Below are 24,509 nucleotides of genomic sequence, written 5' to 3'. Positions count from 1 at the left end.
TCGGTCAGGCGCGGAGCTGCCCGCCGGAGATCGGATAGACCCTGTCCTGGCCCAGCATGTAAGCCATCAGAGAATCGGGGCTGAAGAGCCCGGCGAAAGCGCGGTCGAGCACGTTGAGCGTGCCGGTGAGGCTGCCGAAAGCGGGCATTACCATGCGAGCGCCGTCGCAGGCGAAGCAGGCGCGGCGCACGGAGCGGCCACGCTGCACTATGCGCGCGCCGGGGTGGAGGTGACCGGCGATCTCCCCCTCCGCGCCGCGCAACGGCTCGTGCCTGAAGACAAGACTGCCAAGCGCCAGCTCGCTCACCGAGCGGCCCGGCAGCCCCTCGGGCGGCACCGGGTCGTGATTGCCGGCGACCCAGAACCAGTCGCGCCCGCCCATCAGCGCCAGGAGATGATCGCGGAAGATTTCCGGCATCCGGCCGGATCCGCCCGCATCATGGAAACTGTCGCCCAGACTGATGACCGCCGAAGGCTGAAGCCGCGCGATCACCGTCTGGAGACGGCGCAAGGTGGCCATGGTATCGTAAGGCGGCAGGAAGCTGCCGCGACGGGCGTAAGAAGAACCTGTTTCCAGGTGCAGATCGGACACGACGAGCACGCCGTCCGCAGGCAGGAAGAGCGCGCCCGAGGGATCACAGATCGCGCGCTCGCCGGCGACCGTGATCTCGATGGCGTCCCAAACAACCCTCTCCAGAACATTCATGCGCGGCCCATGGCCTCCTCGATCAAGCTTTCCGCGGCTTCGCCCAGGAGCGATTCGTTCGCGCTGCCGGGGACCTGCTCCCTGCCGATCTCCAGCATCACCGGCACGGCGAGCGGCGAGATCCTCTCCAGGTCCTTATGCATGATTCGGCCGCGGATGCGCGACAGCATCTCGCCCAAGCGCCCGATATCGAGGAGCCCCGTTGCAGCGTCATTCCAGGTTGCCTGCAGAAGGATGTGGTCCGGTTCGTGGGTGCGCAACACGTCGTAGATAAGGTCGGCGGAGACGGTGACCTGCCGCCCGGTCTTCTCCTTTCCGGGATGGTTCCTCTCCACCAGCCCCGAGATGACCGCGCAATTGCGGAAAGTGCGCTTCAGCAGCCAACTGTCAGCGAGCCAGCTTTCGAGATCCTCCCCCAGCATGTCCTCGTCGAACAGCCGGCCGAGGGAAAGCTGACCGCGCCGGATCATCCGCCCCATGTCCTCAAGCGCCCAGATGCCCAGGGAATAATCCGTCGCCACAAAACCAAGCGGACGCGCCCCGAAACGGTCGAGCCGTCGCGTCAAGAGCATCCCGAGCGTCTGATGCGCGAGCCTGCCCTCGAAGGGATAGGCAACCATGTAGAAGCGGTTGCCGCGCGGAAACGTCTCGACCAGGAGATCCTCCTTGCGCGGCAGCACTGACTTTTCCTGCTGGATGCGCAACCAATCGGAAACCTGGTCCGGAAGCGCCTTCCAGCGCGACGGGTCTGCCAGCATCGCCCGCACCTCGCCGGCGAGATAGGTGGAAAGCGGGAATTTTCCGCCGGCATAGGAGGGCACCATTGCGTCCTGCCCGGCGGCGTTGGTGACAAAGGCCTCGTTCTCGCGGATGCCCTCGAAGCGCAAGATCCGGCCGGAGAAGGCGAAGGTGTCGCCATGCGCGAGCGTTTCTAGAAAATACTCCTCCACCTGGCCGAGCAGCAACCCGCCGCGCACGTTGCCGCCCGCGCCCTGGCGACGCGTGAGCCGCACATTCAGCATGGGGGCTTCAACGATGGTGCCGACATTCAGCCGGTATTGCTGCGCCACATTGAAATTCGAAACGCGCCAGCGGCCATCCTTCATGCGGCGGATTTTCGCATAACGCTCGTAGGTTTTCAGGGCATAGCCGCCGGTCGCCACGAACTCGACGACACGGGAGAAGGTGGCGCGACCAAGCCCTGCATAGGGAGCGGCGCTGCGCACCTCGGCGAAAAACTCCTCCTCGTCGAACGGGCCGGCGCAGGCACGGCCAAGCACATGCTGGGCCAGAACATCGAGGGAGCCCTTGGCCAAAGGCGGCGTGTCCTGCGCGCCAAGGTAGTTCGCTTCGAGCGCTGCTCGGCACTCCATCACCTCAAACCTGTTAGCCGGCACAAGAATGGCGCGGCTTGGCTCATCCATGCGGTGATTGGAGCGGCCGATGCGCTGGGCGAGGCGGCTAGCCCCTTTGGGCGCCCCCACATGGACGACGAGATCCACATCGCCCCAGTCGATCCCGAGGTCGAGCGTGGAGGTGGCGACGATGGCGCGAAGACTGTTCGTCTCCATCGCTTTTTCCACCTTGCGCCGCTGCGCTACATCGAGCGAACCATGATGGAGCGCGATCGGCAGATTGTCCTCGTTGATGTGCCAGAGCTCGCGAAAGAGGAATTCCGCCTGGCTGCGCGTGTTGACGAAGAGGAGCGTGGTCTTGTGCTGCTTGATGGCCTCATAGATCGCCGGGACCGCATAGCGAGCCGAATGGCCCGACCAGGGAACCCGCTCTTCCGTCTCCAGAATCGTGATCTCCGGCTTGGCGCCGCCGCCCACCACGACGATATCGGCCATGAAGCCCGGCGGGCTCTGGTCCACGAGCCAGCGGCGCAGATCGTCCGGCTCGGCTACCGTGGCTGAGAGGCCGATGCTGATCGCGCCGCGGGTGAGCCGCCGCACCCGCGCCAAGCCGAGCGACAGGAGATGCCCGCGCTTCGACGTGACGAGCGAATGCAGCTCATCAAGCACGATGTACCGTAAGCCGGCAAAGAACCTTTCCGCCTCCGCCGTAGCGATCAGCAGCGCCAGCTGCTCCGGCGTGGTGAGGAGGATGTCCGGCGGCGCATATTTCTGCCGCTGGCGCTTGTGGGCGGGGGTATCTCCGGTGCGGGTCTCGATACGAATGTCGAGCCCGATCTCCTCCACCGGCTTCGTCAGGTTGCGCTGGATGTCCACCGCAAGCGCCTTGAGCGGCGAGATGTAGAGCGTATGAATGCCACCATGAGCCTGCCCAGGTCTCCGCTTCGGCCGCTCGGCAAGATCGACCAGGGAGGGCAGAAAGCCGGCGAGCGTCTTGCCGGCGCCGGTCGGCGCGATGAGCAGCACCGAGCGGCCCTCGCGCGTGCGGCTTAGAAGCTCGAGCTGATGCGGTCGCGGCGACCATCCGCGCGCCGCGAACCACTCGCGGAAAGGCGCAGGGAGAGAGGCGGCGCGGCCGCCGGCAATGAGGTCCGTCTGTTCCAAGGTGGCTAGAACTAATGCAGAACGAGGGCGCCGCCAAGCGGGATGTCACGTTCTCGTTTCCCAGAGATTGAAAGGGAGGCGAGAAGGCCCAAAAGGTGCCGGCTCTATACTGTTGCTTCTATTGCAGCTCGGTCCGTTCGGCTGCTGCTTCTTCGAGCATCGCAACATCGTCGGCAGCCGCTTCCTTGCGCACCGCGACCACAATGAGCCCTTCCACCGGCTCGCCGCGGTCCATACGGATCACCGCGGATTCGAAGGAGGCGATGTTGAAACCGGCCGCCTCCAGCAGCGACCGCAGATGGAAGGGGGAATGCGCATAGCGGCGCGACGGGCGCAGTACCATGTCTCCCGGCCCATCATGCTGTTCGACAGAGAAGGCGAAGACACCGCCCGGCGCCAGCGCTGCCGCAACGACAGCAAAGATGCGCTCCAGCGCCCCCATATACATGAAAACATCAGCCGCCACGACGAGATCGACTCCCTCTTGGAGGGAATCAAGCGTCAGCAGATCCCTGCGCGAAAGACGGTCGTAAATGCGTTTGGCTTCGGCTCTCTTGAGCATCTCGCCGGAAATGTCGATGCCTTCCAGGAAGCTCGCGCCCGCTCTCAGCCGCTCGCCCATCAGGCCCGTGCCGCAACCGAGGTCAACCGCATGGGCGAATTCCTCGCGCCCGAGCTTCTGCAGTGCGCCAAGCAGTAGTTCCGGCACCCGGTAGGCGAGCTTTTCCACCAGCGCTTCATCGAAATGGTCCGCGTATTGGTCGAAAAGCGTTTCGACGAAGGCGCTGGGCGCCGCATTGAGCCCGGCGGCGGCACCATGGAATTCGAGCTTCAAGGCCGCGCCGAGCCGATCTGCGGGGTCGAGCCGCAACACGATGCGCCATGCTTCGACCGCTGCTGCGGTTTCGCCCGCTTCCGCCAGCATCTCACCGTGCCGGAAATGACCTGCCGCCCAATCGGGCGCCAGCGCCAGCGCCTCACCCATCAGCTCGGCAGCCGCCTTGTGGTCGCCGGCCGAAAGCAGCATCTCCGCATAGTCAGCGCGGCGGTCGGCCAGAAGATTGCCCGAGGAGAAGGAGAGCGGCTTCATCAAACTGTCCGGGAGCGAGCGCGGCTTATGGTCGAGAAGCGACCGTTTTGCAAGCGGCTTCCGCTCCGGCGAAAAAGGCCTATTTTGAGCGGTGATGCTGCCGCGTGATCTTCTCCGCTCCCGGCCCGAGGGACTTTATTGCCCGCAGGGCGACTTCTTCATCGATCCCGTGCGCCCGGTGGAGCGTGCGTTGATTACGCATGGCCATTCCGACCATGCGCGCGCCGGACACGGTGCGGTACTCGCCACGCGCGAAACGCTCGACATCATGGGCCTGCGCTATGGGCCGGACTTCGCCCGCGCCACGCAGGCGGCGAATTTCGGCGAAACGGTCGAACTCAACGGCGTGCGGGTGACCTTCAAGCCCGCCGGCCATGTGCTGGGGTCGGCCCAGATCTGCGTGGAGGCGGACGGCACACGCATAGTAGCCTCGGGAGATTATAAACGCAGCCGCGATCCCACTTGCGCCCCGTTGGAACCGATTCCCTGCGATGTCTTCATCACCGAGGCGACCTTTGCGCTGCCGGTCTTTACCCATCCCGATGCTTCGCATGAGATCGGCCAGTTGCTGAAATCGGTGCGGCAGTTCCCGGAGCGCACGCATATTGTCGGCGCCTACACGCTGGGCAAGGCGCAGCGCGTGATCGCGCTGCTGCGACAGGCGGGCTACAACGACGTCGTCTACATCCACGGCGCTCTGCAGAAGCTCTGCGACTATTACGAAAGCGCGGGCGTGCCGCTCGGCTTCATCCAGCCTGCCACGGTGGAGGACCGAGGGGCTGCGCCGCCTGCAGGCTCCATCGTGGTGGCCCCGCCCGCGGCCATAGACGACCGTTGGTCGCGCCGCTTCGCAGATCCCCTCGCCTGCTTCGCGTCGGGCTGGATGCGCATCCGCCAGCGCGTGCGCCAGCGCGGAGTGGAACTGCCGCTCATCATCTCGGACCACGCGGACTGGGGCGAGCTTACCCAAACGATCCGCGAGACGGGCGCGGGAGAAGTGTGGGTCACGCATGGCCGCGAGGAAGCGTTGGTGCGCTGGTGCGAGATCAACGGGATTGCGGCAAAGCCGCTGCATCTGGCCGGCTACGAGGACGAGGCCGAGTAGTGGAGCGTTTTGCCGAACTCCTCGACCGGCTGGTGCTGACCCCGTCCCGCAACGGCAAGCTTCGGCTGCTCACAGACTATTTTGCCACCGTTCCCGATCCGGACCGCGGTTACGGCCTTGCGGCGCTGACCGGCGGCATCGGGTTTCCGGCAGTCAAACCGGCCATGCTGCGAGCGCTCGTCATGGAGCGGGTCGATCCCGTGCTCTTCGGCTATTCCTACGATTATGTGGGCGACCTCGCCGAGACGGTCTCCCTAATCTGGCCGGCGGGCGAAAACGACGGCGCCAGGACACCTGCCCTCTCCGAAGTCGTGGAGCGCCTGGGGCAGGCAAGCCGGTCCGATGCCCCCGCCGTGATGGCGCGGCTTCTGGATCAGCTCACCCCTTCGGGGCGCTTCGCGGCGATAAAGCTTGCGACTGGCGGCCTGCGCGTGGGGGTCTCCGCCCGACTGACAAAGCAGGCGCTGGCCGAGTTCGGGCAGGTGGACGTGCAGGAGATCGAGGAACTCTGGCACGGGATCTGGCCGCCCTATGCGGAGCTTTTCGCCTGGCTGGAGAAGCGCGGCCCGAAGCCGGAAAACGCAGCGAGGGCGCCCTTCCGGCCTGTCATGCTGGCGCATGCGATCGCCGAGGGGGATTTTGCTTCCCTTGAGCCCAGCGACTATGCAGCCGAATGGAAATGGGACGGCATCCGCGTCCAGGCGGTCGCCGAGGGCGGCGTCCGCAAGCTCTATTCCCGCACCGGCGACGACATCTCGGGCGCGTTCCCGGACCTGGCGGATGCCATGCATTTCGACGCTGCGCTCGACGGCGAACTCCTGGTGGGCGACCCGCGCGATAAGACCGGCACGTTTTCCGACCTTCAGCAGCGGTTGAACCGGAAGACCGTCTCCCAGACAATGCTCAGGGACTATCCGGTCTTCATGCGCTGCTACGATGTTCTTGCGCTGGAGGGGCGCGACACGCGGCCGCTGCCTTATGCCGAGCGACGCCAACTCCTGCGGGAGTTCCTGACGACGCTCCCCGCCGACCGCTTCGACCTTTCACCGACCATCCCTTTCGAGACATGGAAGGAACTCGACGAGAAGCGCTGCAATCCGCCGCATCCGATCATCGAGGGGGTGATGCTGAAGCGGAAGGATTCGCCCTATCTGCCGGGACGCCCCAAAGGCCCCTGGTTCAAATGGAAGCGCGATCCCTTCACGGTCGATGCCGTGCTCATGTATGCCCAGCGCGGGCACGGCAAGCGATCGAGCTTTTATTCCGACTACACATTCGGGGTCTGGGCCGGGCCGGAGAACGAGCCGGTGCTGCTGCCGGTGGGAAAAGCCTATTTCGGCTTCACTGACGAAGAGTTGAAGCAGATCGACAAGTATGTGCGCGACAATACGGTCGAGCGCTTTGGGCCGGTGCGGGCTGTGCGTGCGGACCGTAATCACGGGCTCGTGCTGGAAGTTGCCTTCGAGGGGCTCCAGCGATCTACCCGGCATAAATCGGGCATCGCCATGCGGTTCCCCCGTATTTCCCGATTACGATGGGACAAGCCGACCCATGAGGCTGACCGGATCGAGACGCTGGAGGCGATGCTCCCGCGCGAATAGCTCGAAAGGTGCCGATATGCGGAGCGAGATCGTGGCGCCGTCGGCTACTCGACGGCCATGACCCGCAACGAAAACACATCGAGCGGGCGGCCCTGCCCCTCGACATCCGGCGTAATCGATATCGCACCACCGCCGCTCACCGCCTGGTCGGGAAATTGCACCTCGAAGAGGTATTCGGACGGCTGCGCCCCCACTTCATACCGCGTCCGGCCGCATTCGACGGAGGCGCCGAAATCACAGGAAATCGAGATCTGGGTCTCTCCTCCCTCGGCACGCGCTCTGAGGCTGAAAATCGCGTGCTTGCCCGCAAGCTGCTCCAGGACCCCCTGGCCGACATCGAAGGATACGGATGCGTCGGCATTGCCGCTGCTGATTCTGAGGAACGGCTCGTTGCCGGCGCTGGTGGAAGCCTCGGCGCTCGCGCCCGCCGGCGCCGTCACCGCGGTTGGGTCGTCGGGCGTGAAGACGGAGATCCAATCCTCCTCCTGTGCGCTATCGCCAGCAGCAACCGGCGGCGCTGCGCTGTCGTCGCCCGCCGCCTGAGCCGGCGGATTGGACTGGTGCGGCCCGCCCAATTGGGGCACGCCGCCAATGATCCACCACATGCCGAGACCTATTGCCGCGATCAGGGCGGCGATGACGGCTAACAGGATGAGAGGCCGGCGCCTTCTTCCCGCCACGAGCGGTGTCCGCATCTCGCCGGCTGGCGCCGCAGCGATTTCCTGCTGCACCAGATCGCCGTGGTCGAGCCGCGGCGAAAGATCGTGGTCATAGCCGGACGACACGGGTTCGACCGGCGGCGGGTCGGCTTCAGGAGAAGGCGGCTGCGAGGGAGGTGAAGCTGCCGTGAGGAACTCGCGCTCGATCTCGATGATCGCGCCCTTCAGCTGCTCGCGGCGCCGGTGCACTTCTTCCGGAGCGATATTTGGCCGCCCCTGCAAGGAGCGCTCAAGGGCGGCGAAAGCCTGCCGGTAGACCTTCTCGCGGAAAGCCCGGTCGTGCGCGTTGCCCTTTTGGAGCGCGTTCCTGATAGCGTCTTTCACCGAAGCCGAATCCGCTGCCACTTCTGATTCAGACATCGTTAACCGCCCCGGCCGGCGCGATCAACGACATTGCTCACAGCGCGGCGCCGGAGTCTGTGTCAGCGCTGCGTTCACCGTGCCGGGCAGGAGCAGCCTAGGCCTGCGGCTCCATTCGCCGGCTTAGAACCTCCTTGAGGTTGAAAGCGGCTTGCATGAGCGCGCGCGTGTAGTCGCTGACCGGCTGCCGGAACACCGCTTCCGTCGGCCCCTCCTCCACCACGCGGCCCGATTTCATTACGATCGTATAGTCGGCCAGTGCCCTCACAACCGCCAGGTCGTGGCTGATGAAAATGTATGAGAGACCATGGCTTTCCTGGATGGAGCGCAGAAGCAGGATGATCTGCTTCTGTACGGAGCGGTCGAGCGCGGATGTGGGTTCGTCGAGAACGATGATGGTCGGCTTCAGGACGACGGCGCGCGCGATGGCTATACGCTGGCGCTGTCCGCCGGAGAACTCGTGCGGGAACCGATTGCGCACCGCCGGCTCGAGGCCGACTTCCTTCAGCGCCTTCATGGCCGCGTCCTCGCGCTCGCGCGCAGACAGCTGCGGCTCGTGCACAAGAAGGCCTTCGGTGACGATCTCTCCCACCGTCATGCGCGGGCTGAGCGAGCCGTAGGGATCCTGGAAGACCATCTGCAGGTTTTTCCTGTAGGGCCGCATGGCGGCGCGGTCGAACCCCTGGATCGGTGTGCCCTGGTAGACCACGCGCCCTTCGCAGGGCAGCAGCTGCAGGAGCGCCCGGCCGAGGGTGGATTTACCCGATCCGGACTCACCTACAATCCCGATGGTCTGGCCCGCACGCAGCGAGAGCGTGACCTCCTGCACCGCCTTCAGCTCGAATGCGGCACGCGAGAAAAAGCCGCCGCCGGAGGAAAAAGTGACGGATACCTTTCTTGCATCGAGCAGGATGGGCGCGCGCTCCGGCACAGGCGGCTTCGAACCCTCAGGCTGGGCGGCGAGCAGCATTTTGGTATAAGCCTGCCTCGGGCGGCGGAAAATATCGTCCGTTGGGCCCTCCTCGACCACCTTCCCGCTCTGCATCACATAAACGCGGTCGGCGAAGGCCTCCACAATGGTGAGGTCGTGGGTGATGAAGAGGATCGCCATGCCCAGCTTGCGCTGCAATTCGGCGAGCAGCCGCAGGATCTCCGCCTGGATCGTCACGTCGAGCGCCGTGGTCGGTTCGTCCGCGATGAGCAGATCCGGACCATTGGCAAGTGCCATGGCGATCATCACGCGCTGACGCTGACCACCCGAAAGCTCATGCGGATAGGAGTTGAGGCGCCGCTCCGGGTCCGGGATATGCACCAGCTTCAAAAGCTCCAAAGCCCGGGCTCGGGCGGCAGACGGCGACAGCCCGCCATGCACCATGATTGGCTCGGAAATCTGCCGCCCGATAGTATAGAGCGGGTCGAGCGAGGTCATCGGTTCCTGGAAGATCATGGTGATCTTCGCACCGCGGATGCGGTTCAGCTTTTCCTTGGGGAGGCCGATCAACTCCTGCCCGCGATAGGTGGCCGAGCCTCGCGCCCGCCCGTTCGCGGCGAGCAGGCCCATTGCGGCCATCATGATCTGGCTCTTCCCGGAACCAGACTCGCCGACGACGGCGACGGTCTCCCCCGCATTCACATGCATATCGACGCCGCGCACCGCTTCGACGACGCCATCCGGCGTATCGAAGGCGACGCGGATGTCGCGGATGTCGAAAATTCGCTCGCCTCTCTCACCTACCGCCATCTCAGCGGTCCTTCGGATCGAGCGCATCGCGCAGGCCGTCTCCCAGGAAATTCAGGGAGAAGAGGAGGAGCGTGAGTGCGAGCGAGGGATAGAGAAGGAGATAGGGCGCGCTGCGCATATTGCGCGCTCCTTCGGAAATGAGCACGCCGAGGCTGGTGAGCGGCTCCTGCACACCAAGACCAAGGAAGGAGAGAAAACTTTCGAGCAGGATGACCTTCGGGATGAGCAGGGTCATGTAGATGATCACCGGACCGAGCGTGTTGGGAATGATGTGACGGCGCAGGATGCCGCCCGAGCTTACGCCAAGCGCCTCGGCCGCCTGCACGAATTCGCGCCGCCGCAGGGATATCGTCTGGCCGCGCACGATGCGTGCCATGTCGAGCCACTCCACCGCACCGACGGCGATGAACATGAGGACCATATGCCTGCCGAAGAACACCACCAGAAGGATGGCGAAGAATGTGAAGGGCAGCGCATAGAGGATGTCCACGACGCGCATCATGAGATTGTCGACGCGGCCGCCGAGGAACCCGGCCGTCGCCCCATAGAGAACGCCGATGAGGAGAGCCACCCCGGTCGCGAGTACGCCGATGATGAGGGAGATGCGGATAGAGATAAGGATGCGGGCGAACAGATCGCGGCCGTTGGCGTCTGTGCCGAAAATGAAGCGCAGGCGCTGGACATTGGCCTCCATGACCACGGAGCGTCCATCAGGGCCGGTCTCGACGATCCGGGCATTGGAGAAAATGTCCGAACGGTCGAGATAGCGCGTCACGCGAGGATCGATCTCGCGTGCGGAGGATGCCTCCACCCGCAGCGTGTTGCCATCGATCTCGACCGAGTCGATGTCGAGCCGCGTACGCGCGAGCACGCTCTCCGCCTGCGGGATGATCTCATCCTCGGGCGGATAGGCTTCAAGGCTCGCCGGGACCCGCACATATTCGGGATAGACCGTGGAATAGTGGTGCGGCGCGAGCATCGGTCCGAACACTCCGGCCATCGCGAAGATGGCGAGGAGACCGAGGCTGACCATGGCTGCCCTGTTGCGGGCAAGCCGCATCAGCGCTGTCGCCCAGAGCGAGCGGCTCTTGACCGGTGCGCCGACGGCGGCTTCGGGGGTGTTGGTGGCGATGTCAGTCATAGCGCACCCTCGGGTCCAGCGCCGCGTAGAGCAGGTCGACGATAAGGTTGAAGACGACCACGAAGACCGCGATGATGATCACCGTGCCCATCACCAGCGTGTAATCGCGGTTGAGCGCGCCCTGCACGAAATAGCGGCCTATCCCCGGCAAGCCGAAAATCGTTTCCACCACCACGGAACCCGTGAGCAGGGCCGCGGCGGCAGGCCCAAGATAGGAGACGACTGGGAGGCAGGCGGCGCGAAAGGCATGCACCCCCACCACCATCGTTTTAGGAAGGCCGTAGGCACGAGCGGTGCGCACATGGTCGGAGCGAAGCGCCTCGATCATGGAGCCCCGGATCAGGCGCGCGACGATGGCCACCTGCGGCAGCGCCAGAGTGATGACGGGCAGCAGCATGTTCGCGGGCGCGCCATTGCCCCAGCCGCCCGCCGGGAGCAGGCCGAACCACACGCCGAAAATGAGCGAGAGAAGCGGCGCCACGACGAAGTTCGGGATGGTGATGCCGAATGTGGCAACGGCGGTGACGCCATAATCGATCAAGGAGTTCTGGCGCAGTGCGGCGATGGTGCCCAGCACGGAGCCGACGAAAAGGGCGAGCAGCAGCGCGGTCCCTCCAAGCTGGATCGAGATGGGCAATCCGCTGCCTAAAAGCTGCTGCACGGAAAAGTCGCGGTAGATGAAGCTCGGGCCGAGGTCCCCGCGCATGAGGTTGCCGAGATAGTAGAGATATTGCTCCCACAGCGGCCGGTCGAGGTGGAACACCCGGTTCAGATTCTCAAGGACCTTGGCTTCCAGAGCGCGCTCGCGGTCGAAGGGACCGCCGGGCGCGACGCGCATGAGGAAAAAGGAAAGCGTGATGATAACAAATAGCGTCGGTATCGCCCCGAGGAGGCGCCGCAAAACATAGCCAAACATGGGCCGTCACTCTCGGCTGTGCGCCGGAGCCGCGCCTTCACGCGCGGCTCCGGGCATTGCAATTATTCGGAAAGGCTCATCCAGCGGGTGGCGTGAGCATTCTGAATATTGTCCTCCCAGCCCTTGAGCTTGGGCGAGACGAGCGAGAGGGACGAGTAGTACAGCATGGAGATGACCGCCGCGTCCTTCACAAGCAGGGCCTCGGCCTGGCGCAGGATCTCCTCGCGCTTGGCAAGATCGGTTTCGGCGGCCGCCTGGTCCATCAGCTTGTCGTATTCCGGGTTCTCATATTTGGAATAGTTGAACCCTTTGTTGTCGCTCTCCCACAGCTGCAGGAAGTTGACCGGGTCGGAAAAGTCGCCGATCCAGCCGGCGCGCGCCACTTCGTAGTCCTCGCTGTCGCGCAGATGCGAGTAGTGCGCCGAGCCGTCACGCACGTTGAAGGTGACGTTGACGCCGAGCGGCTTCCACATGTCGGCGATGGCTGTCGCGGTGTTCTTGTGGTTCTCGCCGGCGCTATAGGAGATTTCCAGCTCCAGCGGCTTGTCGGGGCCATAGCCGGCCTCCTTCATCAGCGCGATGGCTTGGTCCTCCTTGTCGAGCGGGTCAAGGTCGGCCCAATCGACCTTGGCGCCGCCGCCCGTATAGTTGCCGATGCCCGGCGGCACGAAGGTGTAGGCAGGCAGCATGGCGCCCGACCAGATCTCCTCGGCGATGAACTCGCGGTCGACCATCATGGAAAGCGCCTGGCGGACCCGCGGGTCCTTCAGATCGTCCTTCTTGTTGTTGAGCGCGTAGTAGTAGGTGCCGAGATAAGGGGCCACATGCACCTGCTCGCCCAGCCGTTCGCGCAGTTGCTCCAACTGCTCGGCCGGCAGGTCGGAACAGCTGTGCACCTCGCCCGCCTCGAAGCGGCGCACGCAGGTGGCGCGCTCCTCGAAGGGAACGAACTCGACGCGGTCGATCGCCACCTTATCCGCTTCGCGGAACTCGGGGTTCTTCTCGAGCACCACCTTGTCGTTGGGCACGAAGGAGACGAGCTTGTAGGGTCCATTCGTGACGAGATTCTCGGGCTTCACGAAATCCGTCCCGTGCTGCTCGACACTGGCCTTGTGTACCGGGTAGCTCGTCTGGTGCGTGAGAAGCTGGAGGAAATAGGGGGTCGGGTTCTCCAGCGTGATCTCCAGCGTCTTCTCGTCCACCGCCCGTACGCCGACTTCGGTGGGCGGAAGCTCACCCTTGTTCACCTTTTCCCCGTTCTTGATGACGTAGAGCATGTTGGCGTATTTCGCGCCGGTCTCCGGGTTGAGGATCCGCTGATACGAGTAGACGAAATCCTCGGCGGTCACCGGGTCGCCATTCGACCATGCCGCATCGTCGCGCAGCTTGAAGGTCCAGACGAGGCCGTCATCGGACGTCTCCCAGCTTTCGGCGACGCCAGGGATCACCTCAGCCTTCGCGCTATAGATGACCAAACCCTCGTAGAGATCGCGCAGGATGTTCGCCTCCGCGATCGTCGAGGTCTTGTGCTGGTCCAGCGTCTCAGGATTGGCGTCGTTGCCGCGCACATAGGTGACTTGCGCCAGCGCCGTGCTCGCGCCGATGAAAACACCGGCCAGCGCCAGCGCGCCGGCTACGGCCGGACGGATTGCTGCCATTCTCTTCATATCGGACTCCCATCACTTTCGCGTTGATACGCTTGTTGTTCTCTCGACCCGCCGCGCAATTCCATGGAGGCGCAGCTCCCCATCGTTCGACACAAAAAAAGCCGCGTCGCCGCGGCCATGCTTGCATGAACAGGAATGGGGAGAAGCCATCGAGGCGGAAGGAAGTGCCGCTTTCGCCAATCTGATCGGTCGAAAACGCAGAACGCATATCCTGCCTTACCCCCTCCGGCCGAGCGACCTATGCGCTCCAACTGGCGTGCTCGTACGAGCCAGGTTGAAGCCCGATTCAGCATGGAAATTACCTACGCGTCAAACAGAATCCGCGTAACCGGGCCCAAGCAGAAAGGATCAGCCGACGCGGAGCCGCTTCGAGAAATGATGTTGCAGGAGAACCGCGATTTTTGGACTGCAGTGGGTCTAGCGACTCGGTGCGTTCAAGGCGTGGTAGGTCCAGCTCCAACGCAAAGAGGGCTCCCTTCCTGCGAATGTTATCCTGGTCGAGCAACCCAGGAGGCTCCAGACCGTTTCCCGCATCAAAGCAGGAGGTAGATGCATGTCCATATTTCGTATCGTGACGCTGATTTTGGCTTTGGCTGCTCCGCTCGCCATGGCTGGATGCGGCGAGGGCGAGGACGTTGAAGTGGAGAATGGCGAAGTCGAGGACGACTGACGTCAACCGGCCGGCAGCACACTAGACCCCAGCGCAGGAACAAGGCGGTTCGACGGCTGTTCGGTGGTATGGAGATCGGCCACTGGAGCGAGCCCGTTGCCGTGCGACTGGGCCCCACGGGCGGCATTATGGACGCAGTCGACAGCACCCTTGAGGCCGTTCAGGTGCTCATCCACCAATGGCCTGTGCAAGGTGGGCCTCTGCACAGGCAGGCCTTGGCCGTATGCTTCGATGTCTTGGACGGAAGTACCGATGTCGCGGCTGCACGGCAGGCTTTCGTTGCTGCGGCCGAAGAAGCGGGCATTCTTGCCTAGATCGATTCACCCGGTCGAACAGGTCGGATCAGCGTTTATACAAGCTGCTGACGGCGCGGTGGGTCCTGATCCAAGCCGGCCTGGACACCGTAATCTGAGGCGCCAAGCGACTGGCGGAGAGAGAGGGATTCGAACCCTCGATACGGTTTCCCGTATACACGCGTTCCAGGCGTGCGCCTTCAACCACTCGGCCACCTCTCCGCGAACGATCCCGGCAATGAGCCGCGGCCGCCGGGGCACCCAAGATGCCCGCGGCTCATCTAGTCGAATTGACCCGCCCTGCCAAGATGCCCAGCGGCTTTTCTCTCGGGCTCGGCGGTGGAACGCGCATGCGCAGCCGACAACCGGCCGAGCAGCGATTGCCAACCGATCCTTCAGTGCCTATCTCCCGAGCATCAGCCTTGCCGGATGTGCCGATGCGCTTCATCTTCCGCTTGCTTGCCCTTTTTGCCCTTTCCGTCGCAGTGGTCATGGCGGTCATCGACGCGACACGCACCGTAGCCGCCGATGCCTGGACGTTCACACCACTGGGAGAAAGCTGGCGCGGAACCTGGCCCGAGACGCTCGCCTCGCTACAGCGGTTCCTCGAAGGCAGCAGGGCTCCCGTGCTGTGGGATCCCGTGATGACTTTCATCCTTACCCTGCCGGGCTGGCTGGTCTTCGCCGCGCTTGCCTTGCTGCTCTTTGCCATCGGGCATAGGCGGCGGCGCCCAGGCGGCTCCCTCATCATCTCGCGCTGACCGCACGGCGCAACCGCGGAGGACGACATGTTCTTTCAAGTCTCGGAAAAGAAACTCAGACTTCCCTCGCCACAGGAGGCCCTGCCCGGGCGCGAGCAGCCGATCCCGACCGCCCAACGGCATTTCGTCAATGGCCGGCCTCTCAAGGGGCCATATCCTGAAGGTACCGAGCAGGTGTTTTTCGGCATGGGGTGCTTCTGGGGTGCCGAACGCCTGTTCTGGCAGATGGAAGGGGTCTGGGTGACAGCGGTCGGATATGCCGGCGGGCTGACGCCCAACCCGACCTACCGCGAGACGACCACGGGCCTGACCGGCCACGCTGAAGTGGTTCTTGTGGTGTACGACCCGCAGATCGTCTCCTTGTCCGCACTTCTCAAGGTGTTCTGGGAAAGCCACGATCCTACCCAAGGCATGCGCCAGGGCAATGATGTGGGCACCACCTACCGGTCGGCCATCTATGCGGCGACGGACGAGCAACTCGGCGAGGCCCAGGTCTCGCGCGAGGCCTATCAGAGGGCGCTGAGGGCTGCTGGCGGCGGCTCCATCACGACCGAGATCGCGCGGGCTCCGACCTTCTACTTCGCCGAGGAGGAGCATCAGCAGTATCTGGCCAAGAACCCCGGCGGCTATTGCGGCCTTCAGGGTACCGGCGTCACCTGCCCGATGCCGGGCGCCTCTGGTCTGCAATAGGGATTCTGGCCCCGCGCCGGGCTACCCAAACCCGCAATTTTCCGCGTGGAATTTTGATGCCGCCCATGCGAGAGTGGGCGGTAAGCAGGAGAAAGAATGCCTGCCGATGGATGGCGCGCCGTGCCCTTGACGGTCTGGCGCTCAGTCCAGTGTCAAAGCAACCGACAGGGTGTGGATCACATGAAGCGTATCGTTCTCGGACTCTTGGCTGCGGCCGCGATGGCGGGCACCGCCATGGCCCAGGAGGTTTCGCCGGCTCTCCTCTTCGATCTCGGCGGCAAGTTCGACAAATCCTTCAACGAAATGGCCTATATGGGCGCGGAGAAGTTCAAGCAGGAGACCGGCGTCGAATATGCCGAGTTCGAGATTTCGAACGACGCCCAGCGCGAGCAGGCGCTGCGCCGCTTCGCCGAACGCGGCCACAATCCGATCGTGATGGCCGGCTTTTCCTGGGTGGAATATCTCAACAGGGTAGCGCCCGAATTCCCGGATGTGAGCTTCACGATCATCGACGACAAGGTCGATCAGCCGAATGTCCGCTCCATTACCTTCAAGGAGCATGAGGGCTCCTATCTCGTCGGCATGCTGGCGGCCATGGCGTCCAAGACCGGCGCGGTCGGCTTCGTGGGTGGAATGCAGGTGCCGCTGATCGCCAAGTTCGAGTGCGGCTATGTGGGCGGGGTCAAGGCCGCCAACCCGGACGCCAAGGTCATCCGCAACTATACGGGCGACACGCCGGCCGCCTGGAACGACCCGACCAAAGGGGGCGAAATCGCGCGCACGCAAATCGACCAGGGGGCCGATGTGATCTATCACGCCGCCGGCGGCACGGGCGTCGGCGTGCTGCAGGCTGCGGCGGACGCCGGCAAGCTCGGCATCGGCGTCGATGCCAACCAGAACCACCTGCATCCCGGCCATGTGCTCACTTCCATGCTGAAGCGGGTCGATGTGGCCGTTTATGATTCCTTCGTGGACGCGAAGAACAACGAGTTCAGCTACGGCCAGCAGGATCTGGGCTTGAAGGAGGATGGCGTCGGCTACGCGCTCGACGACAACAACAAGGATCTGATCACCGAAGAGATGAAGAACGCGGTCGAGAAGGCGAAGGCCGACATCATCTCCGGCACGCTCACCGTCCACAACTACCTGGAAGACAATTCCTGCCCCTATTGGTAAACGCTCTTCAAGGACGCTGGGAAAGGGCCGTCGCGGCCCTTTTTCATGTGCTACAGGGTCCGGGCCGTTCCGCAGCGCCCGGCCAGCAGCCGTTTGGAGCCTATTGCCTATGACAGATATTTCGCCCGTGCTCGACCATCTCGACCGCTCGATCGGGGAAAGCCTCGAAAGGCTTTTCGGTCTTCTGGCTATTCCGTCCATTTCCACCGACCCGGCCTTCGCAGCGGAAGTGCGGCGGGCCGCCGATTGGCTGGCGGAGGACCTCAGATCCATCGGCTTCGAAGCAAGCGTCCGCGACACGACGGGGCATCCGATGGTCGTCGCGCATCACCCGGGGGAGGGGCCGCATGTGCTCTTCTACGGACATTATGACGTGCAGCCTGTGGATCCCCTCCCCCTTTGGGAGAACGATCCGTTCAGACCCGAGATCAAGGAGATCGCGCCCGGCCGCAAGGTGATCACCGGGCGCGGCGCCTCCGACGACAAGGGCCAGCTCATGACTTTCATCGAGGCCTGCCGCGCCTACAAAGCCGTGCATGGCAAGCTGCCCTGCCGGATCAGCATCCTCCTGGAGGGTGAGGAAGAGTCCGGCTCGTCTTCCCTGAAACCGTTTCTGGAGGAGAATGCCAGCGAGCTGAAGGCGGATTTCGCCCTTGTCTGCGACACCTCCATGTGGGACGCGGAGACGCCGGCCATCTGCGTCGGCTTGCGCGGGCTCGTCGGCGAGGAGGTGACCGTCAAGGCCGCCAATCGCGACCTGCATTCCGGTTCCTATGGCGGCGCGGCGGCCAATCCGATCCGCATCCTTGCGAAGGTGCTGGCCGACCTGCATGACGAGAACGGTCGCGTGACGATCCCCGGCTTCTATGAGGGAGTGGAAGAGACCCCGCCGGAGGTCCTGAAGAGCTGGGAAGCGCTCGGGCGGAGCGCCGAGATGCTGCTGGGGCCGATCGGCCTTGCGCATCCTGCCGGGGAGAAGGGGCGCTCCGTGCTGGAACTGGTCTGGGCAAGGCCCACGGCGGAGGTGAACGGCATCCATGGCGGCTATACGGGCGAGGGCTTCAAGACCGTCATCCCGGCCGAGGCTTCGGCAAAGGTCTCCTTCCGGCTGGTGCACAAGCAGGACCCGGACAAGATCCGCGACGCTTTCCGCGCCTTCGTCCGCGAGCGCATCCCGGCCGACTGCTCGGTGGAGTTTGCGCCGCATGGCGGCTCGCCGGCGATCCAGCTTTCCTACGACTCCCCGCTGGTGAAAACGGCGCAGGCTGCGCTTTCGCAGGAATGGCCGAAGCCGGCGGTCACCACCGCCATGGGCGGCTCCATTCCAGTCGTCGGCGATTTCCAGAAGCTCTTGGGCATGGAGTCGCTGCTGGTGGGATTCGGGCTCGCGGACGACCGCATACATTCCCCGAACGAGAAATACGAGCTCAGCTCCTTCCATAAGGGGCAGCGCTCCTGGGCGCGCATCCTCGCCGCTCTTGCGGATGAAGGCCGATGACGATCCGCTTCCACCAGCACGACCTTCCAGACCTCTCCCATTATGATGTCGAGGCGGTGGCGATCGACACGGAGACACTGGGATTGAAACCCCACCGGGACCGTCTCTGCGTGGTGCAGATCTCGCCGGGGGACGGGACGGCGGACGTGATCCAGATCGCACCGGGGCAGAAGCGCGCGCCCAATCTGGTCGCCATCCTGCGCAACAGGCGTATCGCCAAGCTGTTCCACTACGCCCGCTTCGATATTGCGGTGCTTTACCACGCGTTCGGAGTCATGGCCGATCCGGTGTTCTGCACAAAGATCGCCTCGCGGCTGGCCCGCACCTATACGGACCGGCACGGGCTCAAGGACATCTGCGCCGAATTGCTCGGCGTCAATCTATCGAAGGTTCAGCAGTCCTCCGACTGGGGCGCAGACCAGCTGACGCCGGAGCAACTGGAATATGCCGCATCCGACGTTCTCTACCTCCACCGCCTGCGCGATGTGCTGGCGCAGCGGCTGGAGCGCGACGGTCGCATGCGGGAGGCGGCTGCCTGCTTCAGGTTCCTGCCCACGCGCGCCAAGCTCGACCTGATGGGATGGGAGGAAGAGGATATTTTCGCCCATAGCTGACGGCATTCAACGGGGGCGGTTCACATCCTGACATGGATGTCAGGAGCGGAATGCCCGATCCCTTGCTGCCTCGGCAGCCCTTCATATCTTGGCGTTCGGATAGGAACAAAGGAGAACGCCATGGACGATTTCAGGCAGTTCATCGAGCGCCGGGAGCAGGCGGCGCGCGCGTTCTGCCGCGGTGACGGCAGCGAAGTTGTGGCCCTGTCGGCGGAGAACGACCCGGCCACCTTCTTCGGCCCCGACGGCAAGATCCTCGAGGGTGCTGAGGCGGTCCGGAAAGACTACGGAGGGGGCGCCGCACAGTTCGGGCCGGGCGGCGAAAGCCGCTTCGAGATCTTGCAGATGGGTTCGGACGGTGACCTCGGATTCTGGACGGGCTTGCAGGTCGCCGAGGTTGAGATTCAGGGCCGCCGCGTTCCGATGCGGCTTCGGGTCACCGAGGTCTTCCGCCGCGAGAACGGCAGCTGGAAGCTCGTCCATCGCCACGCCGATATGGGGCAGGCAAAGGCTTAAACCCGGCGGATGGACCGCACTATTGCCCCTGGCCCCCTGTATCGCCGAACCAGATGCCGATGAGGGCGGCGAAGGCGACCAGCACGAGGAAGCCGTTCACGAGCACGAGAAGATAGGGCGAGATGCGTTTGACCTCCGGCCGCGGCGGCGGCGGCCCGGGGCTGATCTCGCGCCACACGGCGGTGCCGAAGCAGAAGGCGCTGAACAGGACAAGAATCGTGCCGGTGGCAATGATCAGGAATTCCGGTACGACGTTTTCAAGGAGGGCCTTGGCGCCGATCCCGCTCGCCAGCGCCGCCAGGCCGGTTCGGACCCAGGCCGCATAGGTGCGCTCGGCCGCGAAGACCGTGCGGTCGGCGGCAAGCTGGTTCCTGCGGTCGGGCGCTTGACTCTCATCGCTCATGGTCCGGTCTAACGCCACCGCCGCTGCTTGGTTGCGCGACATCCGCAAGCCGGATCACTCGCCCGCTCCTCGCTTCGACAAGGGCAGTTCGGCGCTTCGGAAGCGGAGCCTGACGGCAAGGGGTTGAACAAAATAAAGATTTTTCAGTTCGATGATCGGGACGTGGGAGACAACGACAGGAGTCTCTTCCATGAAAATGACAAAAGTACCGTCGCGCCTTGCTATTTACTTCGGCATTGCTCTGGCGGGCACGACGATGACGCCGCTGGCCGTTGGCGCGCAGACGCAGGATATCTGCGACCTGCCCGCCAGCGCTCTTTCGGCGGAACAGCTAAGGCAAATCGCCGAGTCTGGATGCCAGGTCGATCCCGGGCAGACCTCCGCGATCGGCCGGCGGGGCGCCGGCGCACCTGGCGTTACCGGACCGGGCGGCAGTGTCGGCGGGCCGGGCGCGGCCGCATTGCCCGGCGCGGCAACCCCGGACGGCCTTCATGTCGGTGCGGCAGGCGGCGGCAACAACAATACTGGCGGCGTCAATGTGGGCGCTGGGGCAAACGCCGCTTCCGGCAACTCCAGCGGCATCAATGCCGGCGTCGGAAGCGGTGCCGCCGCCGGCAATCAGAACGGCGTCAATGCCGGCGTGGGCAGCGGTGCGGCCTCGGGAACGACGGGCGGCATCAATGTGGGCGTCGGCCCGGATGCAGCGACCGGCAACACCGGCGGCATCAATGCCGATGTGGGCGGCCGGGGCGCCGGCAGCGGCAACTCCAGCGGCATCAATGCCGGGATCGGCGGCTCCGACGGGGCTTCCGTCGGCATTGGAGAGGGCGGCGTTGATATAGATTTTTAGGACCTGACCGTCAGATGGCCCGCATGTGCGGGCCATCTGACCTCCTGTACCTACGGCGTCCCGAGACCGCCTTAACACCCCCTTAAATTGCCATGTTTAGCCTCCATCGGGGCTGACGCGCCCATCGGGGTGGCGCTGGGGTGACTTCGGGAATGGCCAAGTCCAATCGCAACAGGCGCATAGAGCCGAGCTTTGACGCGCCGGGATCGCGCCGCGCTGCGCTTTCGGTGCGCGCGTCCGACCGCGTGCTGCCGCCTGCGGGCAGAGGAAAGGGCAAGAGGAAGTCGCGTGGGCGTTCCGGGCGAAGCCGGCGGGGCGGCTTCGGCGGATTCATGCGGGGTCTTGTCTATTGGTCGCTCGTGCTTGCGCTCTGGGCGGGCATCGGCGCGGCCGGGCTTGTCGCCTTCTACGGCGCGAAGATGCCGAGCCTTACCACATGGTCGATTCCAGACCGGCCGCCGAATGTGAAAATTCTCGCCGCGGACGGCACCGTCATTGCCAATCGCGGGATGACGGGCGGAGAAGCCATCGGATTGCAGGAGATGTCGCCGCACATCCCGCAGGCGGTGATCGCCATCGAGGACCGGCGCTTCTACTCCCATTGGGGCGTCGATCCGGTCGGCATCGGCCGCGCCATGGTGGAAAACCTGATGCAGGGGGAACTGAGCCAAGGCGGTTCCACCATCACCCAACAGCTTGCCAAGAACCTTTACCTCAAGCCCGACCGCACGCTCGAGCGCAAGGTGCAGGAGATGCTGCTCGCCATCTGGATGGAGCAGAAATATACCAAGAACCAGATCCTCGAAATGTATCTGAACCGGGTCTATTTCGGCTCCGGAGCCTATGGCGTGGAGGCGGCAGCGAAGCGCTATTTCAACAAATCCGCGCGTGACGTGACGCTTGCCGAAGCAGCCTTGCTCGCCGGCCTCCTGAAAGCACCTTCGCGGCTGTCGCCCGCCCGCGATCCCCAGGCCGCCGAAGAGCGTGCGCAGGTCGTGCTCGCCGCGATGCGCGAGGAAGGCATGATCGGCGATGGCCAGCTTACGGCCGCCATGAGCGCGCCGGCCGCCCGCGCAAGCGCCTTCTGGACCGGATCTGAGCACTATGTGGCCGACCGGATCGTGGAAGAACTGCCGGCGCTGATCGGGGCCGTCGAGAAGGATCTGGTGGTGCATACGACCATCGACTTCCACCTGCAGAAGGTCGCGGAGAAATCGATCCGCCGGCTGATCGACGAAAAAGGCGGGAAGTTGCAGGTGAGCCAGGGGGCGCTGGTTTCGATCGACGGGTCGGGCGCGGTGCGCGCGATGGTCGGCGGCTACGATTATGCAAACAGCCAGTTCGACCGCGCTTCCGAAGCGCGCCGCCAGCCCGGCTCCGCCTTCAAGCCCTTCGTCTTCATGGCCGCGCTGGAGCAGGGCCGCACGCCAGAGAGCATGCGCAACGACGCGCCAGTCAGAATCGGCAAATGGCGGCCGGAGAACAACGAAGGCAAGTATTACGGGCAGGTCACGCTCGCCGAGGCGCTTGCCCGCTCGCTGAATTCCGTCGCCGCCCAGCTTGTCATGGAGGTGGGGCCGGAGGCGGTCATCGAGGTGGCGCAGCGCATGGGCATCGAGTCGGTCCTCAAGCCCAACGCCTCAATCGCCCTCGGCACTTCCGAAGTGACCCCGCTGGAGCTGACGGCGGCCTATGTACCCTTCGCCAATGGCGGTTTCCGCCCGGAGGTGCATTTCGTCGAGCGTGTGGTCACAGCCTCCGGAAAGGTCCTCTACGAGCACCGGACAAGCCGCGTGCCGCGCGTGGCGAGCCCTGAGATCATCGGCATGATGAATTCCATGATGGCGGGCACGATCGAATATGGCAGCGGCCGGTCCGCCGCTTTCGGCTGGCCTGCCGCCGGCAAGACCGGCACCACCCAGGACTCCCGCGATGCCTGGTTCGTGGGCTACACGTCCAACCTGGTGACCGGCGTCTGGTTCGGCAATGACGATAGCCGCGCCACCAGGGCGGCCGGCAGTTCGTTGCCGGCGCAGGCCTGGCGCGAATTCATGGCCGCCGCCCACGAAGGTGTCCCTGTCGCAGGCCTGCCGGGAGGCTGGAGGCCGCGTCGAAATCCAGCGCCGGAGCCGCTGCAGGCGTCAACGCCGGCGCCGCAGAACGCTGTGGGCGAGACGGCGCGGCCCGCGCCGATACCGTCCTCGGCCGGGATCCCATCATCGGTCGAACGGGGAGAGCGCCGGCCCGTCCCGCCCGCGGAGGTCGGCGGCGCCCCGCCCCAGCGGCGCAATCTCTCCATCCTCGACGTCATCCTCGGCAACTAGCCCTATCGCCTTCTCCGCGCCCAGGGATTACATATCGGGCAGAGATGGAGAGCGCGGTGAGCGAGACCGACAAGAGGAAAACGCTGGTGCTGACCGGCGCCAGCCGCGGCATCGGACATGCCACGGTGAAGCGCTTCTCGCGCGAGGGCTGGCGCGTCATCACCTGCTCGCGCCAGGCTTTTTCCGAGGACTGCCCCTGGCCCGCCGGGCCCGAAGACCATATCCAGCTCGATCTGTCCGACCAGGAGGGCGTCGGCATCGCCATCGGCGAAATACGCCATCGGCTGGACGCCAATGGCGGCAGGCTCGACGCGCTGGTGAACAATGCTGCGATTTCCCCCAAGCTTGACGGCGGCAAGCGCATGAATTCCATAGACACGCCGATGCATGTGTGGCGCGACGTGTTCCAGGTGAATTTTTTTGCGCCAATCATGCTGGCGCGCGGCCTGTTCAAGGAACTGGCGGCCGCAAAAGGCACCGTCGTCAATGTGACCTCTATCGCCGGCAGCCGGGTTCATCTCTTCGCAGGCACGGCTTATGCCACCTCCAAAGCGGCACTCGCCGCCCTGACCCGCGAAATGGCCGCCGATTTCGGTCCCTATGGCATCCGCGTCAACGCGATCGCGCCGGGCGAGATCGAGACCTCGATCCTTTCGCCCGGCACCGACAGGCTGGTGGAGACGATCCCGCTGCGTCGCCTGGGGCAGACGGCGGAGGTGGCGGACACCATCTTCTTCCTCTGCTCGGAGAACGCATCTTATGTCACAGGGGCCGAGATCCATATCAACGGCGGCCAACACGTCTGAACCGCGGGTTGGCTGACGGCTCCGCGATTGGGGATCGATTCTGCGCGCCGCCCCTGGTGCTTCAGGATCGCCTCGGTGATGCGGCGGAGTGATATATCTCGAAGGCCAGGAGAATTTTTGGCCGGCTAATCTGCTGTTTTCAATCACACCGGCACGCCGCCGAAAAAATTTCTGTGTTTTTTTATCCCCACCCCCGGCAGCCCTCTTACAATCCGTCCCATCGCTCTTGCGGGAACCGGATGCGCACCGGGTGTTCGGGAGAGCGGCGGCAACCTCCCCCTCCAGGGATCGGTACCTGGAGGCATGCTGAGGGCCCGCGACAGGCCGGCGGTGCCGGGATGCA

The 24,509-nt window shown here is 64.4% G+C and carries 21 protein-coding genes and 1 tRNA gene; 12 read left to right on the top strand and 10 right to left on the bottom strand.

Annotated elements, in window-relative coordinates:
* Positions 1 to 4: 4 nt before the first annotated feature.
* The 3 genes from pdeM to RIN79_RS00095 all read right to left on the bottom strand — a co-directional run bounded on the left by pdeM (position 5) and on the right by RIN79_RS00095 (position 4,315).
* On the bottom strand, positions 5 to 706 hold the full coding sequence (gene pdeM / locus RIN79_RS00105) for a ligase-associated DNA damage response endonuclease PdeM (RefSeq protein ID WP_309082535.1): 702 nt from the start codon (positions 704 to 706) through the stop codon (positions 5 to 7).
* Positions 703 to 3,225 carry a ligase-associated DNA damage response DEXH box helicase gene (locus RIN79_RS00100; RefSeq protein ID WP_309082534.1) on the bottom strand — a complete coding sequence of 841 codons (2,523 nt, stop codon included), beginning with the start codon at positions 3,223 to 3,225 and terminating at the stop codon, positions 703 to 705. Before RIN79_RS00100 ends, pdeM begins: the two co-directional genes overlap by 4 nt.
* Before the next feature lie 118 nt (positions 3,226 to 3,343).
* Entirely contained in the window at positions 3,344 to 4,315 is a 972-nt protein-coding gene (locus RIN79_RS00095) for a methyltransferase (protein WP_309082533.1), read from the bottom strand.
* Between the two features lie 94 nt (positions 4,316 to 4,409).
* Between RIN79_RS00095 and RIN79_RS00090 the strand changes: the two genes are divergently transcribed.
* Complete coding sequence (locus RIN79_RS00090) at positions 4,410 to 5,420, top strand: ligase-associated DNA damage response exonuclease (protein WP_309082532.1); 1,011 nt, start codon at positions 4,410 to 4,412, stop codon at positions 5,418 to 5,420.
* Complete coding sequence (locus RIN79_RS00085) at positions 5,420 to 7,021, top strand: cisplatin damage response ATP-dependent DNA ligase (protein WP_309082530.1); 1,602 nt, start codon at positions 5,420 to 5,422, stop codon at positions 7,019 to 7,021. The genes RIN79_RS00090 and RIN79_RS00085 overlap by 1 nt, the downstream gene beginning before the upstream one ends.
* Before the next feature lie 44 nt (positions 7,022 to 7,065).
* Here the strand turns inward: RIN79_RS00085 and RIN79_RS00080 are convergent, their stop codons facing one another.
* From RIN79_RS00080 to RIN79_RS00060, 5 genes are all read right to left on the bottom strand, one after another.
* Positions 7,066 to 8,100, bottom strand: a complete 1,035-nt coding sequence (locus RIN79_RS00080; RefSeq protein WP_309082529.1) for a hypothetical protein — start codon at positions 8,098 to 8,100, stop codon at positions 7,066 to 7,068.
* 97 nt (positions 8,101 to 8,197) lie between these two features.
* Positions 8,198 to 9,841 carry an ABC transporter ATP-binding protein gene (locus RIN79_RS00075; RefSeq protein ID WP_309082528.1) on the bottom strand — a complete coding sequence of 548 codons (1,644 nt, stop codon included), beginning with the start codon at positions 9,839 to 9,841 and terminating at the stop codon, positions 8,198 to 8,200.
* A 1-nt stretch (position 9,842) separates the two neighbouring features.
* A complete protein-coding gene (locus RIN79_RS00070) occupies positions 9,843 to 10,982 on the bottom strand; it encodes an ABC transporter permease subunit (RefSeq protein ID WP_309082527.1) in 1,140 nt (379 codons plus the stop codon).
* Positions 10,975 to 11,898: an oligopeptide ABC transporter permease OppB gene (gene oppB, locus RIN79_RS00065; protein WP_309082526.1), complete on the bottom strand. Its 924-nt coding sequence runs from the start codon at positions 11,896 to 11,898 to the stop codon at positions 10,975 to 10,977. Before oppB ends, RIN79_RS00070 begins: the two co-directional genes overlap by 8 nt.
* 62 nt (positions 11,899 to 11,960) lie before the next feature.
* Entirely contained in the window at positions 11,961 to 13,565 is a 1,605-nt protein-coding gene (locus tag RIN79_RS00060; RefSeq protein WP_309082525.1) for a peptide ABC transporter substrate-binding protein, read from the bottom strand.
* Between the two features lie 738 nt (positions 13,566 to 14,303).
* Here RIN79_RS00060 and RIN79_RS21520 point away from each other — a divergent pair.
* Positions 14,304 to 14,549 carry a DUF982 domain-containing protein gene (locus RIN79_RS21520; protein ID WP_375165846.1) on the top strand — a complete coding sequence of 82 codons (246 nt, stop codon included), beginning with the start codon at positions 14,304 to 14,306 and terminating at the stop codon, positions 14,547 to 14,549.
* 111 nt (positions 14,550 to 14,660) lie between these two features.
* Here RIN79_RS21520 and RIN79_RS00055 read toward each other — a convergent pair.
* Positions 14,661 to 14,750, bottom strand: a tRNA-Ser gene (locus tag RIN79_RS00055).
* A 215-nt stretch (positions 14,751 to 14,965) separates the two neighbouring features.
* Between RIN79_RS00055 and RIN79_RS00050 the strand changes: the two genes are divergently transcribed.
* From RIN79_RS00050 to RIN79_RS00025, 6 genes are all read left to right on the top strand, one after another.
* Positions 14,966 to 15,289, top strand: a complete 324-nt coding sequence (locus RIN79_RS00050) for a hypothetical protein (protein ID WP_309082524.1) — start codon at positions 14,966 to 14,968, stop codon at positions 15,287 to 15,289.
* Positions 15,290 to 15,316: 27 nt separating this feature from the next.
* Positions 15,317 to 15,979, top strand: coding sequence for a peptide-methionine (S)-S-oxide reductase MsrA (gene msrA / locus RIN79_RS00045; RefSeq protein ID WP_309082523.1), 663 nt, complete (start codon positions 15,317 to 15,319; stop codon positions 15,977 to 15,979).
* Between the two features lie 180 nt (positions 15,980 to 16,159).
* A complete protein-coding gene (locus tag RIN79_RS00040; RefSeq protein ID WP_309082522.1) occupies positions 16,160 to 17,155 on the top strand; it encodes a BMP family ABC transporter substrate-binding protein in 996 nt (331 codons plus the stop codon).
* Positions 17,156 to 17,264: 109 nt separating this feature from the next.
* Positions 17,265 to 18,653 carry a dipeptidase gene (locus RIN79_RS00035; protein WP_309082520.1) on the top strand — a complete coding sequence of 463 codons (1,389 nt, stop codon included), beginning with the start codon at positions 17,265 to 17,267 and terminating at the stop codon, positions 18,651 to 18,653.
* The gene (locus tag RIN79_RS00030; protein WP_309082519.1) at positions 18,650 to 19,267 is read left to right on the top strand and encodes a ribonuclease D; all 618 of its coding nucleotides are present in this window, start codon (positions 18,650 to 18,652) and stop codon (positions 19,265 to 19,267) included. The genes RIN79_RS00035 and RIN79_RS00030 overlap by 4 nt, the downstream gene beginning before the upstream one ends.
* A gap of 120 nt (positions 19,268 to 19,387) precedes the next feature.
* Entirely contained in the window at positions 19,388 to 19,783 is a 396-nt protein-coding gene (locus tag RIN79_RS00025; RefSeq protein ID WP_309082518.1) for a nuclear transport factor 2 family protein, read from the top strand.
* Between the two features lie 19 nt (positions 19,784 to 19,802).
* Here the strand turns inward: RIN79_RS00025 and RIN79_RS00020 are convergent, their stop codons facing one another.
* The gene (locus RIN79_RS00020) at positions 19,803 to 20,186 is read right to left on the bottom strand and encodes a DUF202 domain-containing protein (protein ID WP_309082517.1); all 384 of its coding nucleotides are present in this window, start codon (positions 20,184 to 20,186) and stop codon (positions 19,803 to 19,805) included.
* A gap of 190 nt (positions 20,187 to 20,376) precedes the next feature.
* On the opposite strand from RIN79_RS00020, the gene RIN79_RS00015 reads away from it, so the two are divergent.
* The 3 genes from RIN79_RS00015 to RIN79_RS00005 all read left to right on the top strand — a co-directional run bounded on the left by RIN79_RS00015 (position 20,377) and on the right by RIN79_RS00005 (position 24,166).
* Positions 20,377 to 21,036 (top strand): hypothetical protein, encoded by a 660-nt coding sequence (locus RIN79_RS00015; RefSeq protein ID WP_309082516.1) that lies wholly within the window; start codon positions 20,377 to 20,379, stop codon positions 21,034 to 21,036.
* A gap of 152 nt (positions 21,037 to 21,188) precedes the next feature.
* The gene (locus tag RIN79_RS00010; RefSeq protein ID WP_309082515.1) at positions 21,189 to 23,360 is read left to right on the top strand and encodes a transglycosylase domain-containing protein; all 2,172 of its coding nucleotides are present in this window, start codon (positions 21,189 to 21,191) and stop codon (positions 23,358 to 23,360) included.
* A gap of 56 nt (positions 23,361 to 23,416) precedes the next feature.
* Positions 23,417 to 24,166, top strand: a complete 750-nt coding sequence (locus RIN79_RS00005) for an SDR family oxidoreductase (protein WP_309082514.1) — start codon at positions 23,417 to 23,419, stop codon at positions 24,164 to 24,166.
* Positions 24,167 to 24,509: the final 343 nt, after the last annotated feature.

Source organism: Chelativorans sp., from assembly GCF_031180965.1.
GTDB lineage: Bacteria > Pseudomonadota > Alphaproteobacteria > Rhizobiales > Rhizobiaceae > Chelativorans.
Note: the sequence above shows the minus strand (reverse complement) of the source record. Positions and strands in the feature narration are given on the sequence as shown.